Origin of the sequence: Halorubrum ruber, from assembly GCF_018228765.1 — an archaeon.
Lineage (GTDB): Archaea > Halobacteriota > Halobacteria > Halobacteriales > Haloferacaceae > Halorubrum > Halorubrum ruber.
Genome location: NZ_CP073695.1, coordinates 887,056 through 911,418 on the forward strand (window position 1 = coordinate 887,056; position 24,363 = coordinate 911,418).

The following is a 24,363-nucleotide window of genomic DNA, read 5'->3' on the forward strand; positions in this document are numbered from 1 at the left end:
TTCGCCGCCAAGCCCCCGATTCCCGGACAGAGGGCCGCCGACCCGCGACTCACCGGTCTCGGCCGAACCCCGCCGCGAACGTCGCCTCGTCGACGGCGAGGACGGTCGGGCGTCCGTGCGGGCAGGCGTACGGGCGGTCGCACTCCCCGAGGCGGTCGAGCAGGTCTCGGAGGTCCTCGTCCCCGAGTTCTGAGAAGTCGCCGCGCTTCAGCGACGGGTGACACGCGAGGTCCGCGAGCAGGTCCTCGCGCGCGTCCCGCGAGGCGCCGCGACCCCTTTCCGCGCCCGAGAGCGCCGCAAGCGCGTCGCGGAACGCGTTCGCGTCCGCCGTCCGGCCGAACGGCGCGGGGACGGTCCGCAGGCGGCGCGTGCCGCCGCCGAACGCCTCGGTCTCGAAGCCGAGCGCGGCGAGGTCGTCCGCGTGCGCCCGAGCGGCCGCGGCCTCGTCGGTCGACAGCGAGAGCGTCGCCGGCGGGTCGAGCGTCGCGGTCGACACCGGGTCGCCGTCGAACGCCCGCGCCAGCCGCTCGTAGTTCACCCGCTCGTGAGCGGCGTGGCCGTCGATCACGAGCAGTTCGTTATCGGCCTCGACAAGAACGTAGAGGTCGCGGAAAACGCCGATCGGCTCGGTGTCCGCGAACGCCCCTGCCCGCGAGCCGTCGCCCTCGCCCACCGGTTCGAGCGCGCTTTCGAGGTCGGTGTCGACGTCCGCGGCGCGCCGGAGGTCGGCGCCCGTGAGCGCGTCCTCGACGACCGACGAGACCGCGTCCGCGACCGCGTCGGCGTCGCGGAGCCCCACCTCCCGCTTCGCCGGGTGGACGTTCGGGTCGACGCGGGCGGGCGGGAGAGAGACGTCGACCGCGGCGACCGGCTCGCGGCCGTCGGGGAGGAGGCGACCGTAGCCGTCGCGGACCGCGGCCGCGAGCCGGTCGTTCCGGACCGGACGCCCGTTCACGGAGACGCGGACGTGGTCGCGGGTGGAGCGGGTGACAGAGGGGTACGCCAGCGCGCCGGCGACATCGACGGAGACTGGGTCCGCGTCGCGCGCGCCCGCCGCGTCCCCGCCGTCGACTCCGAGGTCGACGCTCGCGTCGACGGTCGTCGACCGGCTCGCCGTGTCGCGGTCGTACACGCCGAGGAGGGCGTCCGTGCGGTCGGTCCCGGGCGTCGACAGCGTCGCCGACCCGTCGTGGTCGAGCGAGAACGCGACGGACGGGTTCGCCAGCGCGTAGTCGGCGACGAGCGCGGAGATCCGCGCGAACTCGGCGGCCGCGCCGGCGAGCGACTCCCGGCGTGCCGGCCGGGTCGCGAACAGGTCCTCGACGACGACCGTCGTTCCCCGGGCGCGGCCCGCGGGCTCGACTGTGACGTCCTGCCCCCCGCCGGACTGCTCCGCGCGCTCTGTGTCTCCCGCGGTCCCATCGACGACGACCCGGGTGCCGACTCCGTCGCCGGGACTCGTCACGAGTTCGAGGCGGGCGGCCTCCGCGATCGCCGCGAGCGCCTCGCCGCGGAAGCCGAGCGAGTCGACCCCGACCGGGTCGCCGTCGGGCGCCAACTTGCTCGTCGCGTGCCGCTCGACGGCGCGGGCCGCGTCCGCGCGAGCCATCCCTCGGCCGTCGTCCGCGACCCGGATCCAGTCGGTGCCGTCGCCGTCGACGGCGACCTCGACCCGGGAGGCGCCCGCGTCGAGCGCGTTGTCGACGAGCTCGCCGACGACCCGCGCCGGCCGCGTGACGACTTCGCCGGCCGCGATGCGGTCGACGGTCTCCCGGTCGAGCCGGCGGACGCGACCCTCGTCGTCGGCCGAATCATCCCGGGATTCGGCGGCGTCTCCGGAGCCGGACGCGCCGCGACCGCTCTCTCGCTCACCCGTCATCGTCGACTCGGGATTGGAGGTCGTGGAGGGCGTTCAGCGCCTCGATCGGCGTCATCCGGGCGAGGTCGAGGTCGCGGAGTTCCGCGGCGAGATCGGGGGGCGCGCCGGCGGCTTCCCTTTCGGCGTCGCTCGTCGGCGGATCCGTCTCGGTCGAGCCGTCGCCCGTCCCCGGTCCGGCCCGGTCCTGCTCGTCCGACGCCTCCTCCGCGAGGAACTCCTCCAAGGACGCGTCGCCGTCGCGGTCCGCGTCGTCCTCCGGATCTCCCTTATCCGTCGTTCCCTCCGCACCGGTCTCGGTCCGGTCCGCCTTCCGGTCCCTGTCCGCCTCCTCCGCGGCGACGAGGTCGCGAGCGCGGTCGACCACCGGGGCGGGGACCCCCGCGAGCTCCGCGACCTCGACGCCGTACGACGACGAGGAGGCGCCGGGGACGACCCGGTGGAGGAACGTCACGTCGCCGTCCTCGCGGGTGGCGGTGAAATGGAGGTTGAAGACGCGCTCGCGCTCGTCGGCGAGGTCCGTGAGCCCGTGGTAGTGGGTCGCGAAGAGGGCCGTCGCGCCGAGCTCGTCGTGGAGGAACTCGGCGGCCGCGCGGGCGATGGCACGGCCGTCGGTCGTCGCGGTCCCTCGGCCGACCTCGTCGAGCAGGACGAGCGAGTCGGCGCCCGCGTCGTGGAGGATCTCCGTCAGCTCGCTCATCTCGCGCATGAACGTCGACTGCCCGCCCGCGATGTCGTCGGAGGCGCCGACCCGGGTGAACAGCCGGTCGAAGACGGGGACCGTGGCGGCCTGCGCGGGGACGAACGAGCCGGTCTGTGCGAGCACGACGGCGAGCGCGACCGACCGCATGTACGTCGACTTCCCGCTCATGTTCGGCCCCGTGATCACGGCAACCGAGCCGCGCGGGAGGTCCGCGTCGTTCGGGACGAACGACTCCTCGGCCCGCTCGACGACCGGGTGTCTGCCGCCCTCGATCTCGATGCCGGCGGCGGGGTCCCCGGCGGTGGCGGATTCGCCGTCGCCCGCGTGCGCGGCGTCCTCGCGCAGCTCCGGCCGGACGTAGTCGCGTTCGACCGCGACCGCGGCGAGCGACGCGAGCGCGTCGAGCTCGGCGAGCGCGTCGGCGAGGTCCTGGATTCTCTCGGTCTCGGCCGCGACGCGCTCGCGGACGTCGACGAACAGCTCGTACTCCATGGCGTCCGCGCGCTCGGCGGCGCCGACGATCTCCTCCTCGCGCTCCTTCAGCTCCGGGGTGACGTAGCGCTCGCTGTTCTTCAGCGTCTGTCGGCGCCGGTAGTCGTCGGGGACTCGGTCGAGGTTCGCGTCGGTCACCTCGATGTAGTAGCCGTGGACCTGGTTGTGACCGACCGACAGCGAGTCGATCCCTGTTCGCTCGCGCTCGCTCGCCTCCAACTCCGCGACCCACTCGCGACCCTCGCGCTCGGTGGTGCGCAGGTCGTCGAGGTCGTCGTCGAACCCCTCGCAGATCACCCCGCCCTCGGTGATCTCCTGCGGCGGGTCGGTCGCGATCGCGCCGTCGATCAGCTCGCGGACCGCGGTCAGCTCGTCGAGCCGGTCGCGGAGGTCGCGGAGGTGATCGGTCCGGGGGAGCGCGGGGCCGCCCTCGTCGGCGGCGTCCGTCGCATCGGTGCGGTCGCCGCCCGCCCCGCCCGCCCCGTCCGCCCCCGCCAGCGTCGCCTTCAGCTCGGGGACGACCGCGAGCGTCTGATGGAGCGAGCGCAGGTCGCGGGCGTCGGCGCGCCCCCGCGAGACGCGGCTCACCAGGCGTTCGAGGTCGTAGGCGGTCGCGAGCGCGTCGGCGACCGCCTCCCGGGCGAGGCTCCGGTCCGCGAGCTCGCCGACCGCGTCGTGGCGGCTCCGGATCGCGTCCGCGTCGACGAGCGGGCGCCGGAGCCAGCGCTCCAGGCACCGCCGGCCGAGCGCACAGCTCGTCTCGTCGAGGACGTCGAACAGCGTGTCGCTCGCGCCCAACCCGCGGTTCTCGAACAGCTCCAGGCTCCGCTGGGCGGCCGCGTCGAGCCGGAGCCGGTCGCGGGGGTCGTACCGCCGAATTCTGGTGACGTACGACAGCGGGCCGTCGTCGCCCTGCGTGTACTCGGCGTACGCCAGCACCGCGCCGGCCGCACGCAGCTCCGCGTCGGAATCGAACCGCCGGTCGGGCGCCGGGAGGTACGGCTCCAGCCGCTCGGTTGCGGTCCGCCGGTCGAAGGCGCCCGCGTCGTAGTCGTGGGTCGTCCAGCCCCGCTCCGCGTCCGGCGGGTCGAACTCGGGCGCGTCGGGGCCGGAGATGAGTTCCGCCGGGGCGATCCGGTCCAGTTCGCCCGCGACCGCGTCCCGGTCGCCGGACGTGACGAGGCACTCGCCGGTGGAGACGTCGACGGCGGCGAGGCCGACGGTCGCCTGCGGGGAGTCGCCGTCGCCCTCGGCCGCGACCGCCGCCACGTAGTTCGTCGTCCCGGCTTCGAGGAGGTCGTCCTCGACGACGGTGCCGGGCGTGATAACCTCGGTGACGGCGCGGTCGACGAGGCCGGACGCCTGCTCGGCGTCCTCGACCTGGTCGCCGAGCGCGACGCGGTAGCCCGCGTCGAGCAGCGATTCGAGGTACGGCGCGGCGTTGTCGATCGGGATGCCCGCCATCGGGTAGTCGCCGGTCGAGTCGGAGCGCTCCGTCAGCGTCACCTCGCAGATGCGGGCGACGGTCTCGGCCGCCTCGCAGAACGCCTCGTAGAAGTCGCCGACCTGGAACAGCACCAAGGCGTCCTCGTGGGCGGCACAGAGGTCGGCGTACTGCGAGAGCATCGGCGTGAGCTCCTCGCGGGCGGCCGCGATCCCGGGCGGCAGTCCGGTCGCCGTCTCTCGGTCCGCCGGTTCCATACCCCGTACCCGGGCGGCCGCGGGCATAAACGGTACGGAGGCGGCGGGAAGTAGCGTGAGCCTCGTGGGGCGCCGAGAGCCTTACGGTCCTCCGCCCCCGAATACGGCCGTGACGAACCGAACGATCGTCGTGGGGCTCGCCGGGGCGTTCGTCGGCATGACGGCGCTGCTCCTGATCGGCGGGGTCGTCCTCCACCCGATCGCGCTGGCGCTCGCGGTGCCGTTCGGCGCCGTCTCCTACTTCCTCTGGTACCACGCCAGCGGGCGCCTCCACGACCAGGCGCGGCGGTCGGCCGAGGCGGCGGGCCCGACGGAGCGCGAACGCGCCAGACAGCGCGCTCGCGCCGAGGCCAACAGGGAGCGCGCCTACCGCGCCGCCGGCACGGACGGCGGTCGCGGTCCGAATGCGGGTCCGGGGACGGGGCAGCGCGGCGCTCGCGGTCCCGGCGGAACCGGGGCCCGAGACCCGCGCGACCGCGCGCCGGCGGCCGACCGGATGAGCGAGCGGGAGGCGTACGAGACGCTCGGGCTCGATCGGACGGCCGACAGCGAGGCGGTCCGCCGGCGGTACCGCGAGCGCGCGAAGCGGCTCCACCCGGACGGGGAAGACGGCGACGAGGAGGGGTTCAAGCGGCTCAACGAGGCGTACGAGGTCTTGAAGAACTGACCGAGGTTCGCTGCCTGTCGCCGGCTCTCACTTCGCCTCGACGGCGTCGGCGACCGCCCGCTCGGCCTCGTCGAGTTCGGACTGCGTGTTGACGTTCGTGAAGGTGCGCTCGGTCGTCAGCGACCGGATCGCCTTGTCGTCGACGACGACCTCGTCCAGTTGGTCCACCATCGCGAGCACCTTCCGGTCGCCGCGGTCGAGCGCGCGGTCGCAGGCGGCCGCGGCCGGCTCGGTCGCGTAGACGGCCTGCGTCGTCTGGTACCAGCGGTCGTCGAGCCGCGGGACCGCGGCCTCGATCCCCGGCTCCGCCGCCTGCTCGCGCAGGGAGACGAGGAACGACGGATCGACGAACGGCATGTCGCAGGCGACGACGGCGGCGTACGGGTCGGTCGCCGCCCGACAGGCGTTCCGGATCCCGGCGAGCGGTCCGAGGTCCGGTTCCTCGTCGAGCGCCCAGCGGACGGGGAGCGGGAGACCCGACAGGGCCTCCGTGATCGCATTCCGTTGGTCGGGGCGGCAGTTGACGACGAGTTCGTCGACGACCGGGTCACCGCCGCTCGCGCGGTCGGCGCCGGGCGGGACCGGGTCGTCGGTCCCCGCGAGCCGGTCCGCGACGCGGCGGATCATCGGGACGCCGGCGATCGGCGCGACGGCCTTGTCGGCGTCGCCGAAGCGCGTCGAGCGGCCGCCCGCGAGGATGGCTCCGGTGGTCACGCCAGCGGCTTGGACGGCGGGGGACTTCGCGGTTGCGGTGGCGCCGCGCGCGGCGAGCGGACGGGCCGTGAACGCGGGTTTCGCCCGGTCCATCCGCCCGAAAGCGACCCGTTAAGTGGCCGGCGACCCATCGATCCGATATGGCTGAGGCCACCGATCTGGAGGAGCTGAAGCGGGGGACCGAGCTGGTCAAGCGCGGCTTCGCGCAGATGCAGAAGGGCGGCGTGATCATGGACGTCGTCAACCGCGAGCAGGCCCGCATCGCGGAGGACGCCGGCGCGGTCGCCGTGATGGTGCTCGAACACGTCCCGGCCGACATCCGCAAGCGCGGCGGCGTCGCGCGGATGCCCGACCCCGAGCGCGTCCCCGAGATCATCGACGAGGTGTCGATCCCGGTGATGGGGAAATCGCGGATCGGCCACCGCAAGGAGGCGGAGATATTGGAGTCGCTCGGCGTCGACATGATCGACGAGTCGGAGGTGCTGACGCCCGCCGACGACGAGTACCACACCGACAAGCGCGACTTCACGTCGCCGTTCGTCTGCGGCGCCCGGAACCTCCCCGAGGCGCTCCGCCGGATCCGGGAGGGCGCGGCGATGATCCGGACGAAGGGCGAGGCCGGCACCGGCGACGTGAACCAGGCCGTCAAACACCAGCGCACCATCAAAAACCAGATCCGCACGCTCACCGGTCTCAACTACGAGGAGCGCGAGAAGTGGGCCCGCGAGCACGGCGCCCCGCGCGACCTCGTCCACGAGACCGCCGAGGCCGAGCGGCTCCCGGTCGTCAACTTCGCTGCGGGCGGCATCGCGACGCCCGCCGACGCCGCGCTGATGATGTACCACGGCTGCGACGGCATCTTCGTCGGCTCCGGTATCTTCGGCGCGGAGGACCCCGAGGCGATGGGCACCGCCATCGTCGAGGCCGTCAACAACTGGGACGACCCGGACGAGCTCGCGCGCATCGCGAGCGGCACGGGCAAGGGGATGAAGGGCCAGTCCAACGAGGACATGGAAGAAGAGGAGAAGCTTCAGGGCCGCGGCGTTTAAATAGGTCTTTTCGGCAGCGCGGCGACTTCTTATAAATGGAACTGCGGTGGCGCGTGCCTGTGAGGCCGCCCCGCGGCCGAACAGCACGCGCGAGGGAGTCGGTGGCCCGGAGCGAAGCGGAGGGCCACCGACGAGGCTGGGGAGGTGTGAGGCGCGGTCGCTGTGCGGTGCGGGGTGGGACTCAAAGGGGCAGGCGTGAGGACGAAGCACGCCGCAGTAAGCACCGCAGCGAGGGAGCGAGCGAAGCGAGCGACTGAGCGAGGCGCGCAACAAGGCGCGCGAGTCCTCACGCCTGGGGCTTTGGAGGCGTCCCCCGTCGATACGCAGTCAACGGTTTATAAACGAGAAACCACGCTCATCGAGATGCGCTCGTTCGCGTCGAGAGTCGACTAACAGCCACCCCGGCCGCATACCCGACGAGCCCGATCACGACCGCGAACAGCAGTCCGTATTTAAACCCGTACTCGATCCCGCCGAGCAACTCCGCGCGTGCCGACTCGTACCCGTATCCCAGCATTCGCGGGTGGTTGTACCGGGTTGACCCCGCCCAGCGACCGGTGAGGGAGCCGACGAGCGGCGGGAACGCGAACCACCAGAGTCCGACGAGCCACAGCGAGCCGACGGTCGGGACGAGGCCCGCACCCGCGAATCCCGCCGCGATAGCGATCCCGAGCGCCAGCGTGATCCAGCCGAGGGAGAGCCCGACGTTGAGCCCGAGCGCGAATCCGAGGGAGGCGAGCAGGAGGAGGCCGACCACCGTCAGCGCGAGGAGCTCCCTCGCCGGCGACTCTCCGACGATGTGTGGCGAGGAGCGCACACTTTCGAGGACCATGCCCGGCAGGTGCGTCGCCGCGCGCAAAATCCGTTTCGGGGCTCGGGAGTCAGTCGGACCACAGCGAGGGCGGTCGATGAAGTCGACGGGAGCGGCTCACCGCTCGTCGTCGTCGTACACCCACGCCCCGACGACCTCCTCGTCGCCGTCGCGACGCCAGCGGACCGTCACGACGTCCGGGAACCGGATCGAAATCTGTACCGCTTCCCCGTCGATCGCGTCGTCCGGGTCGAGGTCGTCGTCCAACTCGGCCCACGCGAGGGTGTCGGACTCGCCCGCCTCGTAGTCGGTGCTGACGTTGGTCACGAACACGTCTCCCGCGCGGAGCCGCTCCGTCCCGCCGGTGTGTTCGATGGTCAGTCGGTTCGGCGCGTCGTCCGCGCCCTGGTACTCGAACGCGAAGCAGGCGAACTCCTCGCAGTCCGTCAGTTCGCGGTACCCGAGGGCGCCGAACCCGACCGCGCCCGCACCGAGGAGGATGACGGCCCGCCGCTTGGGGGACATGGATAGGCTCGCGTCGCGGCGATAAATAGGAGTTTGGCTGAGCAATCGTGTTTATAACTGACTGTCTGTGGATCGCCGGCGAACGCCGCCAAAGCCCCCAGTCGCTTACTTATAAACGCTCGACTACTGACCAGCGGAGAACACCGCCAAAGCCCCAGTCGCTTACTTATAAACGCTCGACTACTGACCAGCGGCGAACACCGCCAAAGCCCCAGTCGCGAGGCGGCCGCACGCTCGCTGCGCTCCTCGGTCGCTCACTCCGTTCGCTCCCTGCGGTGCTTACGTCGCCTGCGGCCGCCTCGCGACTGCCCCTTTGAGTCCCACCCCGCACCGCTCCGCACAGCACCTCACGCCTCCCCAGCCTCGTCGGCCTCCCTTCGGTCGGCCGACTCCCTCGCGGTCGGCTCGCGCCCTCCGGGCGCTCGCCGGCGCGCCGTTTGAGTTTTAAATAGCACGGCGCGGTGCGGCTGATCGACCACCGCGCGGAGTCAGTTCCGCAGCGCCTCAACCGGGCGCTCGTTGGCCGCCTTCCAAGCGGGGTACGCGCCGCTGACGATCCCCACGCCAACGCCGAAGACGAGAGCGAGCAGGAGGTAGTAGCCGTTCGTCGGGTCGAGCACGAGCGCGGCGTCGACCGCGGGCGTCGCGATGACGAGCCCGGCGACGAGCAGGACCGTGAGCAGCGTGCCGGCCGCGGCGCCGGCCGCGCCGATCAGCCCGGCCTCCGCGAGCAGGACGCGCAACACGTCGCGGCGGGCGACGCCCACCGCGCGCATCACCCCGATCTCCTGCCTGCGCTCGACGGTGCTCATCAGCATGACGTTGAGGATCGAGACGCCGGCGACGACTAAGGAGATCGCGCCGAGCCCGAGCAGGAACGTCGAGAGCAGGTCGAAGAACTCGTTGATCTCGTCGACGAGCGCGGCTAATTCGAACAGGTCGACGCGCTCCTGTCGGGCGTTCACCTCCTCGCGGATGGCGTCCGCCGCGGCGCGTGCCTCCGCCCCCGAGTCGGAGATGACGAGCGCCTGCGCGTAGCCGTCGGCCGAGAACGCCGACTCCGGCAGGAAGACGGCGTCGTCGGGCGCCACCGGGCTGAACGTCTGGCTCTCGACCAACACGGCGATCACCCGCACCTGCGACCCCGCGATCTCGACGGTGTCGCCCGCGCCGGCGTCGAGGTCCGCCGCGATCCCCGCGCCGAGGATCGCGCCCTGCCGGTGGCGCTCGGGGAGCCGCCCCTCCGCGGCCTCGTACGCCAACGCCGGCTCCTCGATCCCGTACACCGTCGCGAACGTCTGGTCGCCCTGCCGCGCGACCGTGGCGCTGTCGGAGTATAGCGGCACCACGGCCGGTTCGCCGACCGCGCGCCGGATCGAGGCGACGTCCGCGTCCGAAAGAGATTCAACGCCCGCGTCAGCGTTCGGCGAGACGACGACCTGCGTCCCGATGTCGCCGATGGCGTCGTCGGCGCCCAGCGCAAGCACGTTCCCGAAGATGCCGAGCGCCGCGACCGCGAGGACACCGATACAGACGCCCAGCACCGCCAACACCGTCCGAACGCGGTTCCGTCGCAGGTTGCGCGAGGCCATCGACACCGCGGGCCGCCAGCCGCGGAGCCAGCCGGCGCGGCCGCTCGCTCGTCGACCGTCGCCGCTCACGGGTCCCCACCGCTCATTGGCTACCCCAGTCGGCCCAGTTGCTCTCGGATTCCGGTTCGTCGCCGCTTTCCGGTTCGTTGCCGCTTTTCGGCTCGTTGTCGCTTTCCGGCTCGTCACCGCTTTCCGGCTCGTCACCGCTTTCCGGTTCGGCGTCGGACATCGATCCGGCGCCGTCCGGCAGCCCGCCGGTCATCTTCCCGTCGGTGAGGTCGACGACGCGGTCGGCGTACTCCTCGACGAGCGGGTCGTGCGTCACCGCGACGACGGCAACCCCCTCGGCCTTGACGCGTTCGAACTCCGCGAGGATCGCCTCCCCCGTCTCGGTGTCGAGGTTCCCCGTCGGCTCGTCCGCGAGCAGCACGGCCGGCTCGTTGATCAGCGCGCGGGCGATGGCGACGCGCTGTTTCTGCCCGCCGGACAGCTCGCTCGGCTCGTGGTCGAGCCGGTCTCCGAGCCCGAACCGCGAGAGCAGGTCCGCGGCGCGGTCCGTCGCGTCGCCGGGGTCGAACGCGGTCGGCATCGCGACGTTCTCGACCGCGGTCAGCGTCGGCAGCAGGTGGAAGTCCTGGAAGACGAACCCGATCGACTCCTTTCGCGCCCGCGTCCGCTCCGCGACGGAGAGGTTCGTCACGTCGACGCCGTCGAGGAGTCGCTGCCCCTCGGTCGGGTCGTCGAGCAGCCCGAGCACGTTCAGCAGCGTCGACTTCCCGGAGCCGCTGGGACCCACCACGGCGACGAACTCGCCGGGCCGCACCGCGAAGTCGACGTCGTCGAGCGCGACGACCGGCTCGCCGCCGCCGCTCGGATAGCGCTTGACGACGCCCCGGAGCGCGACGCCGTGGCCGTCGCTCGGGGCGGCCTCGACCGGTGAACCGTCCGTCGACTCGGTCGACCGCTCGCTCGCGGGCTCCGCGTCGAGTTCGACATCCCCGCTCACGGCGCCGACCCGTCTCGTCGCCGCCCCGTCGACCCGCCGATGCGTCCGGTCCTGACCGCGACGCCCACCGCGCCGGCGAGGCCGACGAGCGCGAGGCCGCTCGCGACCGCGCCCGCGGCGCCCACGCCGCCCGCGCCGATCCGGCCGAGCGTGCCGCCGGCCTCCTCGTCGTCGTCGGGTTCGGGCGCCGCCACCGTCAGCGTCTCCGTGTACCGGACGCCGCGCTCGGTGTAGGCGACGCGGATCGGGATTTCGTCGGCGACCGAGGCGTTCACCGCGGTCGGCAGGTCGAAGCCGACGAAGTCGCTCGCGCCGAGCGTCCCGACGAAGTACTCCTCGCCCGCCGGGGTCGGCTCGACGCCGGGCGCGTCGCCGACCGAGACCACCGCGCCCGTCATCTCGCCGCTCCCCGCGTTGCCGAGGTTGGCGTCGATGACGACCGCGCCGTCCGCGGTCTCCCGCACGGTCGCGTCCGTCACGGTCGGCGTCGCCTCGCGGACCGGGTAGGTCACCGTCGACTCCGCGGTGCGGTCGGCGCCGCGCTCGTTCCGCTGGTCCGTGTCGGCCCGGAACGCCGCGGTGACCGTCACGTCCGAGCGCCGGTCGAGCGGCCCGAGGTCGACGATCACCCGCCGCTCCTCGCCGGGCGCGACGTCCTCGACGACGAACGGGCCGACGTCGACCGTCTCCGCGCCGTCGCCGCCGTCGCCGGATCCTTCCGCACCGTCGCCAGACCCGTCCGCGCCGCCCGCGCCGTCGACCGCGGTCCCGACCGCTCGGAGGCTGACCCGGTCGGCGGTCGTCGTACCAGTGTTGACCACGGTCACCTCAACGGGCGAGTCGGCGATCGGCGGCGACTCGCCTTGGCCGCCGGCGTCGCCCGTGTCGAGCCCGCCGCCGCCGCCGAAGATGCCCTGAATGCCGCCGACGCCGAGGTCGCCGGCCGATGTCTCGCTCCCGTCGTCGGTCCGGAGGTCCTCGGGGTCGAGCGCGCGAGTCCGGAGGTCGAGCGCGACCTGCGTCGGCCGCACCTCGATCACCGTCTCGCGGCTGACGGTCACGAACTCGCCGCTCGTCGACTGGTTCGCCACTGCCTCGACGGTGAGCCGCTTCGCGCCCGGCTCGTCGAACGCCGTCCACAGCGTCGCGTCGAGGGAGTCGCCAGCCGAGAGGGCGCCGACGCCGGAGACGCTGTCGAGCACGTCGCCGTCCGCGTTCCGAACGCGGACCTCGGTGACGTTCGCCGCCGCGTCGCTGCCCCCGGAGTTCGAGACGGTGACGTTCAGCGCCGTTCGCTCGCCGACGGTCGGGCCGCTCGGCGACGCCCCGACCTCGCCGACGGTGATCCGCGCGTCCGGTACCGCCGCCGCGCCCCCGACCGCGAAGGCCCCGCCGACGGCCGCGAGCAGCGCCAGCGCGGCCAGCAGCGCGGCTGTAGTTCTTGTGTGCGTCAATGTCATATCTCCTAAGCGACCGCCGTGGATATATCCGTCGGCGACGGAAGCGGGCCCGTGGCGCCGCTTTGCGGTGGACGCGACGGCGGTCCGCGCGGGGCCCCTCACGACCGGCGACCAGCCGGACTTCGGGGTTTCGGCGGCCTCCGAGACGTACCGGTTACGGACCCTTTTTCAACGGCCCGACGTAAGGAAGGGTAATGAGCGAACGCGACACCGCGCGAGCGGGTGATGGGCGATGATGGGGAACAACGACCAGCAGGCGTACGACCGCGGCACGTCGCTGTTCTCGCCCGACGGGCGCATCTACCAGGTCGAGTACGCCCGCGAGGCGGTCTCGCGCGGCGCGCCGAGCGTCGGCGTCCGGACGACGGACGGCGTCGTCTTCGTCGCGATGTCTCGCCCCTCCTCGTCGCTGATGGAGGCCGAGAGCATCGAGAAGCTCCACAAGCTCGACGACCACGTCGGCACCGCGAGCGCGGGCCACGTCGCCGACGCCCGCCAGCTGATCGACCTCGCGCGCCGCCAGTCGCAGGGGAACCGCCTGCGCTACGGCGAGCCCGTCGGCGTCGAGACGCTGACGAAGTTCGTCACCGACCACATCCAAGAGAACACGCAGCGCGGCGGCACGCGCCCCTACGGCGCCGCGCTCCTCATCGGCGGCATCGACGACGGCGAGCCGCGCCTGTTCGCCGCCGACCCCTCGGGCACGCCCAACGAGTGGAAGGCGACCGTCATCGGCGGCGGCCGGCAGGAGATTCAGGGCCACCTCGAAGACGAGTGGACCGACGACCTCTCGCTTTCGGACGGCATCGAGCTCGCGGTCGCGGCGCTGGCCGCCCACGACGACGAGTTCGAGCCCTCGGACCTCGCGGTCGCGACCGTGACCGAGGCCGACGGCTTCCGGACGGTCCCGGTCGAGGAGGTCGAGGCCGCGTTCGAGGCGGCGGGCCTCGACGTCGACGACGAGGAGGACGATGAGACCGACGCGGACGACACCGACGCGGAAGACACCGACGCGGACGACACCGACGCGGGCGCCGGCGAGTAGCGGCTCCGCCCAGACGCCCTCGACCGGCTAACGGTCGGCGTTCGTCGGCCGAGTGCGCGGAATTGTATACCTCACACACAACACTTTTAGCGCCGGGACGCCATACGTACACTGTAAAATGCCCGATTCGATGTCCGAACAGCTCCAACGGGACATGGAGTGCGAGGGGTTACTCGAGTGTTTCCACGGCCTGAAGCAGTTAGACAAGGACTGCTACCAGACGCTCGTATCAGCCGACGAGGCGCTCACGATCGACGAGGTCGCCGAGCGCGTCGACCGGGAACGCTCCACCGCCTACCGTGCGGTTCAGCGGCTCCTCAAGGCCGGCTTCATCCAGAAAGAACAGATCAACTACGAGCAGGGTGGCTACTACCACGTGTACATGCCGACGGACCCGTCGCAGATCGCGGACGACATGCAGCGGCTGCTCAACGACTGGTACGCGAAGATGGGACAGCTCATCGGCGAGTTCGAGGACAAGTACGAGCAGCCCGAGCGCGCTACCGTCAAGAACTGACCGAGCTTCCGCAGCGGCCGACCGAGCTACCCCAGCGGCCGACCATTCGGTCGTGACGCGGCCCGACGCGCGGAACTCGGCGTGCGAGCGGTCGGTGTCGGTATCGTGTCGTTTCTTCGGTGGAGCAGTCGGCTCGCGGTCAGATTCTTGTTCCGGCGGTCGGTGCGATTCGGACGGAGTCGCGCCCGGCTCTCCGTTCCCAGTCGCTGTACCGCTTCGAGCGGTTCCTCGCAGTCCGGACAGGTCTCTTCGGCGGGTGCGTGTGCGGTTTTCCCACATCTTCCGAAAACAGGTGTGACGGGAAAACCGGGGGTGACGCGGCGCCGACGCTCAGAACGTGAACACGTGGTCGGCGTCGTCGGCGGCTTCGAGGAACGTGACCGCGCCGGCGAACTGCGTCGTCAGGTCGTCGTCGATGGCGTCCTGCTCCCACTGGAGCATGTCCAGCGTGGTCGTACACGCGACCGAGGTGACCGCCTCACCGCCGTCGGCGATCAGCTGGTCGAGCATGTCGTAGGGGTTCGGCATCCCCTCGTCGAGGAGCGGCTGGACCGAAGAGAGGTCCTTCTCACCCTCCAGCAGGTGCGTCAGCCCGTCGAAGGTGAAGTAGAGGAACACGTCCGTGTCCATCGTCAGCGCGACGTGGCCGAGGTTGGTCGCCATCGCGAGGTTCTTCGGGTCGTCGTCGGAGATGATGATGCCAATTTCGTCCATGCTCACTCCTCCTTGCGGACGTAGTGGGTGTACACGTCGTCGCCCTCCTCCTGTTCGAGGAGCGTGACGCCGTCGGTGCCGGTCGCCCATCCGTCGATGTCGCTCACGCTGCCGGGGTCGGTCGCGACGACCTTCAACACCTCACCGGGGGCGAGGTCGTCTATCGCGCCCTTCGTCTTCACGATGGGCATCGGGCAGCTCAGTCCTTTCACGTCCAGGGTCTCCGCGATGTCGAGTTCTGTGCTCATGGGTCAGTTGTTTGTACGCAACAGACAATACTCTCTGTGGTGGTTTTAATCTTGCGCATCTGGGTCAATACTAGTAGAAGCGCCGCGACGACCGACGTCGGATCGGTCGGACCCGGTGCCGATGGCGGCACTTACGGTCGTCGGGGCCGAAGCGGATCCTATGGCGACGACCGTTCGGGTTCGCTGCACCGACTGCGCGTACGAGGAGTCGTTCGACTCGCTCCGCCGGGCGCGGACCGCGCTCGACGAGCACGAACGCGCGACGAGCCACGCCGTCGACTGGGAGATCGGCGGACTCTCTTCCGGGGTCGAGCGCGCGGGCGACGACGCCGGCGTCTGCGGCCGAGAGGGGTGTGCGAACTCCGACTCGCCGCTGCTCGATCACGACCCGTCCGCCGCCTCGGACCCGAGCGACTGAGTCCGCTTGTCGTGTGTATTGTACAACAAAAACAATATTACCGTCGGGGACGAAGGGGTAGGTATGCGTATCGTATTCGCGACGGACCTCTCGGACGCGAACGAGGCGGCGATCGAGTCACGGACCTGTCTCGACTGCCTCGACAACATCGGCGTCACGGAGGTTCATCTGCTGACGGTCGTCCCGGACAACGTCTCCAGCGGGCTGCCGGGGATGGACGCCGCCACCGACGCCCGCGAGGCGCTCGCCCCGCAGCGCCGCGTGTTCGAGCGCGCGGGGTTCGACGTGGAGACGCACGTCGCCCGCGGGACCCCGCACCGGCGCATCAACGGCTTGGCCGAGCGCCTCGACGCCGACATGATCGTCGTCGGGTCGCGCGGCGAGGCCCCGCTTCGGAACCGACTCATCGGCGGAACCGTCCGCAACGTCGCGCGGACGGCAGTCAGACCGCTGCTCGTCGAGCGAATCGAGGAGACGCCCGACGGCCACGCGGTCAGGAAGGAACACCTGTTCCAGAACGTGCTGTATGCGACCGACTTCTCCGAGAACGCGGCACGCGCCTACGACTTCTTCCCGGCGCTGACGGGCGCGACCGAGCGGGCGTCCCTGCTCCACGTCGGCGGTCGGGAGGACTCGGCGTCGATGCGGGACGCCGAGGAGCGGCTGGACGAACTGGCGAGCGACCTCCGCGATCAGATGGGGATCGACGTCGAAACCAGCGTTCGGTCGGGGAACCCCGTCGAGGAGATCACGGCCGAAGAGGAGCGTGTGGGCGCGACGACGACGCTCATCGGCGCGCGCGGGACGAGTCGGCTCCGGCGGCTCCTCCTCGGCAGCACCGCGGAGTCGATCGTCGCGCGCGGGACGAACAACGTCCTGCTCGTCCCGCCCGAAGCGACGCCGTCGCGGTGACGTTGCCGCGGTGACTCGGTGCGGTGACGTTGCCGCGGCGACTCGGTCCGGTGCCAGCGGCCGAGGTTTTTGGCAACGGCGCGTCCAAGACGAGGTGATGACACGCGAGACGATCACGCACCGCGACGGCCACGTGTACGAGTTCGGACCCGAGATGGACCCGGTGTACGAGGCCGCCGACGGCGAGTCGCTGACGGTCGAGACGGTGGACAGTCTGAACGGCGAGATTCAGGCGGACGACGACCTGCTCGACGCGATCCCGGAGGAGGTCAACGCCGCCACCGGCCCGATCGCCGTGGCGGGCGCGAGCCCCGGTGACGTTCTCGCGGTCGAGATCGAGGACGTGCGCGTCGCCGAGGACCGCGGCCGCGTGCTCACCGCGCCCGGATTCGGCCTGCTTCAGGACGACCCCGATATCGACCACCCCGCGACGCGGATCACTGAGGTCGACGGCGGCGACGCGAGCGGCGCCGCCGACTCCGGCGCGGAGACGATCGACTTCGAGGGGATCGACGTGCCGATCGAGCCCGTGATCGGGACGATCGGCGTCGCCACGGGCGGCGAGACGGTCTCGACGCTCACGCCCGACGACCACGGCGGCAACCTCGACACGACCGACGTGACCGACGGGACGACCGTCTACTTCCCGGTCTTCCAGGAGGGCGCGATGCTGGCGCTGGGAGACGCGAAGGCCGCGATGGCCGACGGGGAGATGTGCGGGACCGGCGCCGAGATCGCGGTCGAGGTCGACGCGACGCTCTCGGTGATCGAGGATCCCGCCGTCTCGCCGGACCGGCCCCTCCTCGACACCGGCGACGCGGTGAAGACGGTCGCGAGCGCCGAGACGATGGAGGAGGCGGTCGAATTGGCGAACGGCGACATGCTGGATCTCCTGGCGCACGACCACGGGTTCTCGCGCACCGACGCGTACCTCTTTTCGAGCCTCGTCGGCGGCTTAGAGGTCAGCCAGGTGGTCGACCCGCAGGTGACGGCGCGGAACGCGGTGCCGAGCGAGTACCTCTCGCTGCCGTTCTGACCGGCAGCCAGCGGGAAATAGGGCGTCAGCGAGACCTCAGCGCTCCGACCGCTCCGCGAACCGCCGCGCGGCGTCGCTCAGGCCGGGATCGGTCGCCGTCTCGCTCTCGTCGGCTTCGACCTCGTCGATGTCGGCGTCCGCGTCGTCCGGCGCGTCGGTACCGGGGTCGGCGCTTCCGCCGTTGGCGGTGACGTCGGCGTCCGCGTCGTCGTCGGCGTCGAGTCCCACACCGTCATCCGGTCGGTCCCCGACTTCGGACGGGTCGGCGTCCGGCGGGTAGTTCAGCTCGGCGGGCGGGACGAAGACGCGCTCGACGGCGCGGACGATCTCGGCGACCTGTTCCTCGTCGAGGCGGTCGGCGTACGCCTCGCGGACGAGGTCCGGGACCGCGTAGGCGTAGCTGCCACGGCCGGCGTGGCGGATGAGCCCCACGCGCCGGATCGGCCGGTGGCGGCTGTACGCGTGGCCGGAGTCGCCGTCGCCGCCGGCGTCGATGTGGGCCGCGACGGGGTCGCTCGCGCCCTCTCGGCGGTAGTGGCGGAGCATCCCGCGCGAGAGCTCCGGGAGCGCCTCGATCCGCGACCGGAGCTCCTCGATGACGGCCTCTCGGGTGCCGAGTTCGATCGCGTCGTCGAACCGGAGCGCGCTCTCGGCGACGTCGTCGCGGGTGACCGGGTCGACGTCGTCGGGCGTGCTCGACTCGGATTCCGGGGCGGGCCCCGCGGCGCCGGCGTCCGCGGCGTCAGCATTCGTGGCGTCGGCGTCCGCGGCGCCACCGTTCGAATCGTTGGTGTCCGCGGCGCCGCTGTCGTCGACCTCGGCGCCGCCGTCGGCGGCCGAGGCGCTCGATTCGGTTGCGGTCTCGGCCTCCGATTCGTCCGCCTCCTGCGCGCGCTTCTCGGTCGCGGCGACCGCCTCGTCGTACGACTTGAGTACGGACTGGTCGTCGTCACCGTCGCGGGCGGCGTCGGCTCGCTCAGGGATGCCCGCGGCCCGACCGCCGCCGCCGCGGTACGGCGCCTCTGCCTTGCCCAGCAGCGCCTGCGCGAACTGGTCGGCCATGTCGCTCAGGTCGCGGGCCTCCTCCAGCTCGCGTTCGAGGTCGGCGATCCGCCGGTCCTTCTTCTCTAACTCCTGTTTGAGGTCGGCGATCTCGGACTCGCGGCGCTCCTTCTCGTCGGAGATGGACTCGAGCTCGCCGACGAGGTCGCTGGAGACCGACTTCAGCTCCGGGCGCTCGAAGTCGTCGAGTCCGGGGGTCGCGCCCGCGTCGAACGTCTCCTTGCGGTGGAACTGGATCCGGCGGATCGACTCGTCCCAGTCGGTCATCAAAAAGGCCTCACCGTCGCCGAGGTCCTCGACCGCGCTCGCGTACTTCGAGCCGAGGATGCGCCCGACGACCTTCGTGTCGTTGTCCCAGGTGAGCCGGTGCCAGCAGAGCCAGTCGCACTGGGTGATGAAGTCCTTTTTCACGTCGGCCGGGCGCTGACTGATCCCGACGATGCCGAGGCCGTGTTTCCGGCCGCGCTTGCCTACCTTGATCAGCATCTTCCCCGTCTCGTCCATCCCGCCGCCCTCGGGGATGTACTCGTGGCACTCCTCGATGACGAGCAGGAAGGGCTTCTTCATCCGCTTCTCCTTCGCGAACAGCTGTTTGACGACCTCTAAGAGGAGCTCGTTCGCCGTCTCCTCTTCGAGGTACCCGGAGACGTCGAGGATGATCGGAACGTTCTGTTCGAGGGCCAAGTTGGCGAGCTTCTCCGCGTGTTCGGGGGAGACAACGATGTCGCACTCGTCGTCAGCGCCGGCGTGAAGAATTTCATATTCTTCCTTTAAACCGTAATATTCACCGTCTGTGTCCACGATCATGACAGGAAATCCGTTAGATAGCAGATTTTCTATCACGACACTTGCGGTGTTGCTCTTCCCGGACCCGCTCTTCCCCGTGATGAAGGACCGGCCGGTGAGCACGTCGACGACCGGGAGTTCGACCGGAGAGCCGGGTTCCGCCGTCGCGTCGCCGCCGATCCCCTCGCTGACGTCCGCGACGTGGATCGCCTCCTCCTCGCTCATACCCGTGAGAGGTGGCGCCCGCCTCATAAACTATCGCCTCGCTCGTTGGTTGGCGGTGCCGGTGATCGCGAGCGGAGCGCGAGTGGAGCGGAAGTCAACCGCACGCGGGGCTCAACTGGACCGCACACCGAGCGCGACCGCGACGCGCTCCGGGTCCGCAAGACGTATGCCGCCGCCGGGAGTCAGGCCGCGCATGGACACCGAGAACACCCTCCTCAACGCGGTGGTCGGCGCTATCGCGTCGGCCGTCCTCTCGTTCACCGGCATCTCACCGCTCCTCGGCGGCGCGGTCGCCGGGTATTTAAACGGCGACGACGGGCTGCGGGTCGGCGCGCTCTCCGGCGCGATCGCCGCGATCCCGATCGTCGGGCTGCTGCTGCTCGCGCTGGTTATCCTTCCGTTCCTGGGCGTCTTCGGGTTCCCGCTCGAAGTCGGCCTCGCGGCCGGGGGGATCGTCCTCGTCACGGCTCTCATCGTGTTGGGCGGCGTCGCTTACTCCGTGGTTCTGAGCGCGCTCGGCGGACTGCTGGGCGTGTACGTAAAAAACGAACTGTAAGCCGATCGCTGGTACTTATAAATAGCAGAATCCGGATCGGCGGCGGACACCTCCAAAGCCCCAGCCGCTTATTTATAAATAATCGACGGTGGACCGGCGGCGGATACCTCCAAAGCCCCAGTCGCTTACTTATAAACGATTACTAGCGGATCGACGACGAACACCGCCGAAGCCCCAGTCGTTCGTTTATAAATAGCAGAACCCGGATCGGCGGGGGACACCGCCGAAGCCCCAGCCGGGAGGACAGCGCACGCTCGCTGCGCTCCTCACTCGGTCGCTCACTCTGTGCGCTCCCTCGTTGCGGTGCTTGCGTCGCCTGCGCTGTCCTCCCGGCTGCCCCTTCGAGTCCCACCCGACCGCGACAGCACAGCACCTCACGCCTCCCCAGCCTCGTCAGTCGCCGTCGCTTCGCTCCGGCGACTGACTCCCTCGCGCGTGCTCCTCGCGGCCGCCTTCGGCGGCCACTCGGAGGCACGCGCCACCGTACTGTCTATTTATAAAGAGACGGCGTGAGAATCGGCTCGCGGCTCAGCGAAGACGCCTCAGTGTTCGCCGCCGGTGCCGCGCCGGTCGGAGTCGAGGTCGATGTCGAGGTCGTCGAGGAGTTCCTCGGCCTCCTCGCGCTTCTCCTGATGGTCTTCGAGGAACTCGCGCATCAGCTCGGCGGCCTGCTCCTTACAGCCGCCACAGAGGCGCTCGCCGTTGACGCACTCGGAGTAGACGGTCTTGGTGAGCTCGTCGTCGTCGCCCGCGAGCAGGTAGGCGTACAGCTCGTAGACGGGGCACTCGTCGGCCTCGCCGCCCAGTTCGCGCTGCTTCTCGGCGGTGTCGCGGCCCCCCGTTGTGGCGGCCTTCACCTTGTCGTAGCCGTCCTCGGGATCGTCGAGCAGGGAGATGTGGCTCGCGGGGATCGACGAGGACATCTTCCCGCCGGTGAGCCCAGTCATGAACCGGTGGTAGATCGAGGAGGGCTGCCGGAAGCCGAACCCGTCGTGGTCGATCTCGACCTCTCGGGCGACCGACTCGGCCTCGCTCCGGGTGAGGTCGAACGCGTCGACGTGGCCCTCGAACACGCGCTTCTCGCCGTCGACCGCCTCGATGAGCGCCTCGAACGCCTCGTCGGTCGCGTTGCGGTCAAAGAACCGCACGCGCGGCCGGAGGGGCTCCTTCCCGCCGGCTTCGAGCTTGTCGAGCGCGGTCGACTTCGCGGCCGCGAGGTCGACGCTCTCGCGGTCGCTCTCGGGCGGCTCGTAGTCGGCCAGCCACGCGGCGGCGTCCTCGCAGCGCACGTCCGCGTCGGAATCGGACGCCTCCGCGGCGAGCGCGTCGTAGGCGGCCCGGACCAGCCGACGCTCGTCGTCGTCGAGCTCGAAGGAGGCGAACGCCTCGGTCACCTTGAAGTAGCGCACCCGGGTCGCGAGGTCCCGAGTGAGCCGGACGTGCGGGTCCTGGTCCGGGCCGACCGGAATGACGGTCGGCTTCGGCTCGTCGACGAGCTGGGGGTAGAGGATGTCCGCGGTCTGGGTGATCACGCTCTGCATGTGCGAGATGTTCGTCTCGCCGTCGAAGCCGTAGATCGCCTCGAACTCCGAGAAGTTCGCCTTCGACCCCAGCTCGAAGCCGAGGTCCTGGACCTGGCGGTTGTCGGACTGGCGGTACAGCTCACCCTCCTCGGCGTCGAAGCCGAGCGCGAGCAGCGAGAGGAGGTAGTTGCGGGCGTGCTCGTCGATCTCGTCCCACGACATCCCGCGGGCGGAGTGGGCCTCGAGGTCGGCGATGAGGCCGAACGCGTCGCCGCCCTGCCGTTGGTGCCAAATGATCTCGTCGAACACGAGCTTGTGGCCGATGTGCGGGTCGCCGGTGGGCATGAACCCGGACAGCGCCGCGAACGGCTCGTCGTTCGCCATCGCCTCCGCGACCGCGTCGTACTCGCGGTGCCCGAAGATGACCCCGCGGCGCATCAGGTAGTGGGGGTCCGGCACCTCGTCGGCGACCTCGTCGAACGCCTCGATGCCGAACTCGGCGAACAGGTCCGCGTAGTCCCCGACCGACGCCGACCCCCACGGGTCGAGCGCGACGTCCTCGGTCGGCTCGTCCGCGCGCTCGGTCCCGCCGTCGGTCCGGGGAGGCGCCGGCGCCTCGCGGGCGGCGTCGGACTCGCGCCCGCCGCCCGCCGGCGTCGCCCCCTCGGGGGTGTCCTCGTCCATACCACCTCTCCCGTCGGTCGACGCAAAAACCGTTCGCTTGCGCGGGAGCGGTTGTCACGCGTCGGGCGGGGACAGCTGTCCCCCGCATCGGGTCACTCCGCCTGCGGCACCAGTCGCGTCGCGGTCGCCTTCCACCGGATCGAGACCGGGTCGCCGGGAGCGAGGCCGAGCCGATCGATGCTCTCGGCCGTGATCAGCGCGGCGACCGCGACCCCGTCCGAGCCCCCCTCGGCGTCGTCCGCCTCGCCCGAGTCCGCCGCCGCCCCTACCGCGATCCGAAGCGTCGACACCGTCTCGCCGGGGTCGACGGCGGAGATTCGCCCGTTGAGGCGGTTCCGCGCGCTCGTCGCGTCCGGGTCGACCGCGTCGGCCGCGTCGTTGACCGTGACCGCGTCGGCGCCGATCCGGACCTGGACCGCGTCGCCGACGGCCACCGTCCCGCGGTCGTCGCCGGAGTCGTCGGCCTCACCGCCTCCACCGTGGAGCCCGGAGAGCTCGCCGACCGGGGTGTCGACGACCGCGAGCTCTCCGTCGACGGCGGTCACGGTGCCGTCGAGTACCGTCTCCGGCACCGCCGCGGTCGCAGCGAGGACGGCCTGGAGCCGGTCGTAGCGGTCGAGCAGCGCGCGGCCGGACGCCGCGAGCCGGCTCCCGCCGCCGCCCTCGCCGCCGCGGCGCCGCTCGACGAGCGTCCCATAGGCCTCCTCTAAGTCCTCGATCCGCGAGAGCGCTCGGGCCCGGGAGCGTCCGAGGTCCGCGGCCGCGCCCGCGACGGACCCCGCCGCGTCGACCGCGCGCAGCAGCGCCGCGTCCCGACCGTCGAACTCGACGCCGTCCTCGATGAGCGCGGCGCGGCCGCGACCCGCCGCCGCGTCCGGATCGGATTCGGTCGGCTCTCCCATGTCCCGCGGTTGCGGCCGGGCCGTGATGGCGTTTTCGACCGGCCGGGACCCCTCGCTTGCCGCGGCACGCAACTTATATGTGGGACCGCACCACCGTTGTATCTATGCTGATACAACGACGGAAGTTCGTGGCGGCGCTGGGCGCCGGAGCGGTCGCGAGTACGGCCGGCTGTTCGTCGACGGACGGCGGCAACGGGGACGGAGGCGACGGGGGGAGCGGCGACGGAAGCGGGGGTAACGGAACCGACGGCGGCGAAAGCCCCGAGGAGTCGATCGGCGTCGCCGGCGAGACGCTGACGCTCACGACGACGACGAGCACGTACGACACCGGGCTCTTAAACGAGATCCACACGGACTTCGAGGAGATGTACGGCGTCACCGTCGACGCCGTCGCGCAGGGGACCGGCGCGGCGTTGGAGACCGCCCGCAACGGCGACTCGGACATCGTGATGGTCCACGCCCGCGGGCTCGAGGACGAGTTCATGCGGAACGGGTACGGGATCAACCGCCGGGACCTGATGTTCAACGACTTCGTGATCGTCGGGCCCGAAAGCGACCCGGCGGGGATCGAGGGGATGGGATCCGCGACGGAGGCGCTGACGGCGATCGCCGAGGCGCAGGCGCAGTTCGTCTCCCGGGGCGACAACTCCGGGACGCACACGAAAGAGCTGAACCTCTGGGAGGCGGCCGGCACCGAGCCCGGCGGCGACTGGTATCAGGAGACCGGTACCGGGATGGGCGAGGCGCTGAACATCGCCAACCAGCAGGGCGCGTACACGCTGTCGGACCGCGGGACCTACATCTCGCAGCGCTCGGAGATCGACCTGACGATCCTCGTTCAGGGGCCGATCGAGGACGGCCCGGAGATCCTCGCGAACCCGTACGGGGTCATGGCGGTGAACCCCGGCGTCCACGACAACGCCAACTACGACCTCGCGATGGCGTACATCGGCTGGATCACCAGCCCGGAGGTCCAGGAGTCCATCTCGGAGTATCAGGTGAACGGCGAGCAGCTGTTCTTCCCCGAGGCCGTCTCCGAGGACCCGAACTTCCAGCAGTACGTTCCGGAGGGTTGGAGTAGCGAGAGCGACGACGAGTAGCCGTGCCATTCGCAGCGACCGCACAGCTCGGCCCGGCGC

At 71.0% G+C, this 24,363-nt stretch carries 22 protein-coding genes; 9 read left to right on the top strand and 13 right to left on the bottom strand.

What is annotated here, in order from left to right:
* Window positions 1-49: 49 nt before the first annotated feature.
* Entirely contained in the window at window positions 50-1,879 is a 1,830-nt protein-coding gene (gene mutL / locus J7656_RS04390) for a DNA mismatch repair endonuclease MutL (protein ID WP_017344080.1), read from the bottom strand.
* Window positions 1,869-4,772: a DNA mismatch repair protein MutS gene (gene mutS / locus J7656_RS04395; protein WP_017344081.1), complete on the bottom strand. Its 2,904-nt coding sequence runs from the start codon at window positions 4,770-4,772 to the stop codon at window positions 1,869-1,871. The genes mutL and mutS overlap by 11 nt, the downstream gene beginning before the upstream one ends.
* Before the next feature lie 109 nt (window positions 4,773-4,881).
* Between mutS and J7656_RS04400 the strand changes: the two genes are divergently transcribed.
* The gene (locus J7656_RS04400; protein ID WP_017344082.1) at window positions 4,882-5,439 is read left to right on the top strand and encodes a DnaJ domain-containing protein; all 558 of its coding nucleotides are present in this window, start codon (window positions 4,882-4,884) and stop codon (window positions 5,437-5,439) included.
* Window positions 5,440-5,466: 27 nt separating this feature from the next.
* Here J7656_RS04400 and mobA read toward each other — a convergent pair whose 3' ends face one another.
* Entirely contained in the window at window positions 5,467-6,153 is a 687-nt protein-coding gene (gene mobA, locus J7656_RS04405) for a molybdenum cofactor guanylyltransferase (RefSeq protein ID WP_211554221.1), read from the bottom strand.
* 140 nt (window positions 6,154-6,293) lie between these two features.
* Between mobA and pdxS the strand changes: the two genes are divergently transcribed.
* The gene (pdxS, locus tag J7656_RS04410; protein WP_211554222.1) at window positions 6,294-7,202 is read left to right on the top strand and encodes a pyridoxal 5'-phosphate synthase lyase subunit PdxS; all 909 of its coding nucleotides are present in this window, start codon (window positions 6,294-6,296) and stop codon (window positions 7,200-7,202) included.
* A gap of 355 nt (window positions 7,203-7,557) precedes the next feature.
* Here pdxS and J7656_RS04415 read toward each other — a convergent pair whose 3' ends face one another.
* The 5 genes from J7656_RS04415 to J7656_RS04435 all read right to left on the bottom strand — a co-directional run bounded on the left by J7656_RS04415 (window position 7,558) and on the right by J7656_RS04435 (window position 12,596).
* Window positions 7,558-8,034 carry a hypothetical protein gene (locus J7656_RS04415; RefSeq protein ID WP_211554224.1) on the bottom strand — a complete coding sequence of 159 codons (477 nt, stop codon included), beginning with the start codon at window positions 8,032-8,034 and terminating at the stop codon, window positions 7,558-7,560.
* Window positions 8,035-8,130: 96 nt separating this feature from the next.
* On the bottom strand, window positions 8,131-8,538 hold the full coding sequence (locus tag J7656_RS04420) for a hypothetical protein (protein ID WP_026046279.1): 408 nt from the start codon (window positions 8,536-8,538) through the stop codon (window positions 8,131-8,133).
* 488 nt (window positions 8,539-9,026) lie between these two features.
* A complete protein-coding gene (locus tag J7656_RS04425) occupies window positions 9,027-10,130 on the bottom strand; it encodes an ABC transporter permease (protein WP_249191506.1) in 1,104 nt (367 codons plus the stop codon).
* Between the two features lie 82 nt (window positions 10,131-10,212).
* The gene (locus J7656_RS04430) at window positions 10,213-11,136 is read right to left on the bottom strand and encodes an ATP-binding cassette domain-containing protein (RefSeq protein WP_211554229.1); all 924 of its coding nucleotides are present in this window, start codon (window positions 11,134-11,136) and stop codon (window positions 10,213-10,215) included.
* Window positions 11,133-12,596, bottom strand: a complete 1,464-nt coding sequence (locus tag J7656_RS04435) for a hypothetical protein (protein ID WP_211554231.1) — start codon at window positions 12,594-12,596, stop codon at window positions 11,133-11,135. Before J7656_RS04435 ends, J7656_RS04430 begins: the two co-directional genes overlap by 4 nt.
* 232 nt (window positions 12,597-12,828) lie before the next feature.
* Here J7656_RS04435 and psmA point away from each other — a divergent pair, with 232 nt between their 5' ends.
* Together psmA and J7656_RS04445 are read left to right on the top strand one after the other, a co-directional pair.
* A complete protein-coding gene (gene psmA / locus J7656_RS04440; protein WP_211554232.1) occupies window positions 12,829-13,641 on the top strand; it encodes an archaeal proteasome endopeptidase complex subunit alpha in 813 nt (270 codons plus the stop codon).
* Between the two features lie 118 nt (window positions 13,642-13,759).
* Window positions 13,760-14,158, top strand: a complete 399-nt coding sequence (locus J7656_RS04445) for a helix-turn-helix domain-containing protein (protein ID WP_017344090.1) — start codon at window positions 13,760-13,762, stop codon at window positions 14,156-14,158.
* A gap of 330 nt (window positions 14,159-14,488) precedes the next feature.
* Here the strand turns inward: J7656_RS04445 and J7656_RS04450 are convergent, their stop codons facing one another.
* Window positions 14,489-14,872 (bottom strand): DsrE family protein, encoded by a 384-nt coding sequence (locus tag J7656_RS04450; RefSeq protein ID WP_211554233.1) that lies wholly within the window; start codon window positions 14,870-14,872, stop codon window positions 14,489-14,491.
* 2 nt (window positions 14,873-14,874) lie between these two features.
* Window positions 14,875-15,120, bottom strand: a complete 246-nt coding sequence (locus J7656_RS04455; protein WP_211554234.1) for a sulfurtransferase TusA family protein — start codon at window positions 15,118-15,120, stop codon at window positions 14,875-14,877.
* A gap of 160 nt (window positions 15,121-15,280) precedes the next feature.
* On the opposite strand from J7656_RS04455, the gene J7656_RS04460 reads away from it, so the two are divergent.
* From J7656_RS04460 to J7656_RS04470, 3 genes are all read left to right on the top strand, one after another.
* Window positions 15,281-15,538, top strand: a complete 258-nt coding sequence (locus J7656_RS04460) for a DUF7542 family protein (protein WP_017344091.1) — start codon at window positions 15,281-15,283, stop codon at window positions 15,536-15,538.
* Between the two features lie 63 nt (window positions 15,539-15,601).
* On the top strand, window positions 15,602-16,450 hold the full coding sequence (locus J7656_RS04465) for a universal stress protein (protein ID WP_211554236.1): 849 nt from the start codon (window positions 15,602-15,604) through the stop codon (window positions 16,448-16,450).
* Window positions 16,451-16,547: 97 nt separating this feature from the next.
* Window positions 16,548-17,486, top strand: a complete 939-nt coding sequence (locus J7656_RS04470) for an acetamidase/formamidase family protein (protein ID WP_211554237.1) — start codon at window positions 16,548-16,550, stop codon at window positions 17,484-17,486.
* 36 nt (window positions 17,487-17,522) lie between these two features.
* Here J7656_RS04470 and J7656_RS04475 read toward each other — a convergent pair whose 3' ends face one another.
* On the bottom strand, window positions 17,523-19,559 hold the full coding sequence (locus J7656_RS04475) for an ATP-binding protein (RefSeq protein WP_211554239.1): 2,037 nt from the start codon (window positions 19,557-19,559) through the stop codon (window positions 17,523-17,525).
* A gap of 193 nt (window positions 19,560-19,752) precedes the next feature.
* On the opposite strand from J7656_RS04475, the gene J7656_RS04480 reads away from it, so the two are divergent.
* Window positions 19,753-20,115 carry a DUF5518 domain-containing protein gene (locus J7656_RS04480; protein ID WP_211554241.1) on the top strand — a complete coding sequence of 121 codons (363 nt, stop codon included), beginning with the start codon at window positions 19,753-19,755 and terminating at the stop codon, window positions 20,113-20,115.
* A 542-nt stretch (window positions 20,116-20,657) separates the two neighbouring features.
* Here the strand turns inward: J7656_RS04480 and J7656_RS04485 are convergent.
* Window positions 20,658-22,322, bottom strand: a complete 1,665-nt coding sequence (locus tag J7656_RS04485) for a tryptophan--tRNA ligase (RefSeq protein ID WP_211554243.1) — start codon at window positions 22,320-22,322, stop codon at window positions 20,658-20,660.
* A 92-nt stretch (window positions 22,323-22,414) separates the two neighbouring features.
* Window positions 22,415-23,224, bottom strand: a complete 810-nt coding sequence (locus J7656_RS04490; protein ID WP_211554245.1) for a TOBE domain-containing protein — start codon at window positions 23,222-23,224, stop codon at window positions 22,415-22,417.
* A 104-nt stretch (window positions 23,225-23,328) separates the two neighbouring features.
* Between J7656_RS04490 and J7656_RS04495 the strand changes: the two genes are divergently transcribed.
* Complete coding sequence (locus J7656_RS04495; protein ID WP_211554247.1) at window positions 23,329-24,324, top strand: ABC transporter substrate-binding protein; 996 nt, start codon at window positions 23,329-23,331, stop codon at window positions 24,322-24,324.
* Window positions 24,325-24,363 lie beyond the last annotated feature (39 nt).

What these genes read in the sequence shown, in the direction of transcription:
- mutL (WP_017344080.1), bottom strand. Translation starts at nt 1,879, where the DNA reads ATGACGGGTGAGCGAGAGAGCGGTCGCGGCGCGTCCGGCTCCGGAGAC.
- mutS (WP_017344081.1), bottom strand. Translation starts at nt 4,772, where the DNA reads ATGGAACCGGCGGACCGAGAGACGGCGACCGGACTGCCGCCCGGGATC.
- pdxS (WP_211554222.1), top strand. Translation starts at nt 6,294, where the DNA reads ATGGCTGAGGCCACCGATCTGGAGGAGCTGAAGCGGGGGACCGAGCTG.
- J7656_RS04415 (WP_211554224.1), bottom strand. Translation starts at nt 8,034, where the DNA reads ATGGTCCTCGAAAGTGTGCGCTCCTCGCCACACATCGTCGGAGAGTCG.
- J7656_RS04420 (WP_026046279.1), bottom strand. Translation starts at nt 8,538, where the DNA reads ATGTCCCCCAAGCGGCGGGCCGTCATCCTCCTCGGTGCGGGCGCGGTC.
- J7656_RS04425 (WP_249191506.1), bottom strand. Translation starts at nt 10,130, where the DNA reads ATGGCCTCGCGCAACCTGCGACGGAACCGCGTTCGGACGGTGTTGGCG.
- J7656_RS04435 (WP_211554231.1), bottom strand. Translation starts at nt 12,596, where the DNA reads ATGACATTGACGCACACAAGAACTACAGCCGCGCTGCTGGCCGCGCTG.
- psmA (WP_211554232.1), top strand. Translation starts at nt 12,829, where the DNA reads ATGATGGGGAACAACGACCAGCAGGCGTACGACCGCGGCACGTCGCTG.
- J7656_RS04445 (WP_017344090.1), top strand. Translation starts at nt 13,760, where the DNA reads ATGCCCGATTCGATGTCCGAACAGCTCCAACGGGACATGGAGTGCGAG.
- J7656_RS04450 (WP_211554233.1), bottom strand. Translation starts at nt 14,872, where the DNA reads ATGGACGAAATTGGCATCATCATCTCCGACGACGACCCGAAGAACCTC.
- J7656_RS04455 (WP_211554234.1), bottom strand. Translation starts at nt 15,120, where the DNA reads ATGAGCACAGAACTCGACATCGCGGAGACCCTGGACGTGAAAGGACTG.
- J7656_RS04460 (WP_017344091.1), top strand. Translation starts at nt 15,281, where the DNA reads ATGGCGACGACCGTTCGGGTTCGCTGCACCGACTGCGCGTACGAGGAG.
- J7656_RS04465 (WP_211554236.1), top strand. Translation starts at nt 15,602, where the DNA reads ATGCGTATCGTATTCGCGACGGACCTCTCGGACGCGAACGAGGCGGCG.
- J7656_RS04470 (WP_211554237.1), top strand. Translation starts at nt 16,548, where the DNA reads ATGACACGCGAGACGATCACGCACCGCGACGGCCACGTGTACGAGTTC.
- J7656_RS04475 (WP_211554239.1), bottom strand. Translation starts at nt 19,559, where the DNA reads ATGAGCGAGGAGGAGGCGATCCACGTCGCGGACGTCAGCGAGGGGATC.
- J7656_RS04480 (WP_211554241.1), top strand. Translation starts at nt 19,753, where the DNA reads ATGGACACCGAGAACACCCTCCTCAACGCGGTGGTCGGCGCTATCGCG.
- J7656_RS04485 (WP_211554243.1), bottom strand. Translation starts at nt 22,322, where the DNA reads ATGGACGAGGACACCCCCGAGGGGGCGACGCCGGCGGGCGGCGGGCGC.
- J7656_RS04490 (WP_211554245.1), bottom strand. Translation starts at nt 23,224, where the DNA reads ATGGGAGAGCCGACCGAATCCGATCCGGACGCGGCGGCGGGTCGCGGC.
- J7656_RS04495 (WP_211554247.1), top strand. Translation starts at nt 23,329, where the DNA reads ATGCTGATACAACGACGGAAGTTCGTGGCGGCGCTGGGCGCCGGAGCG.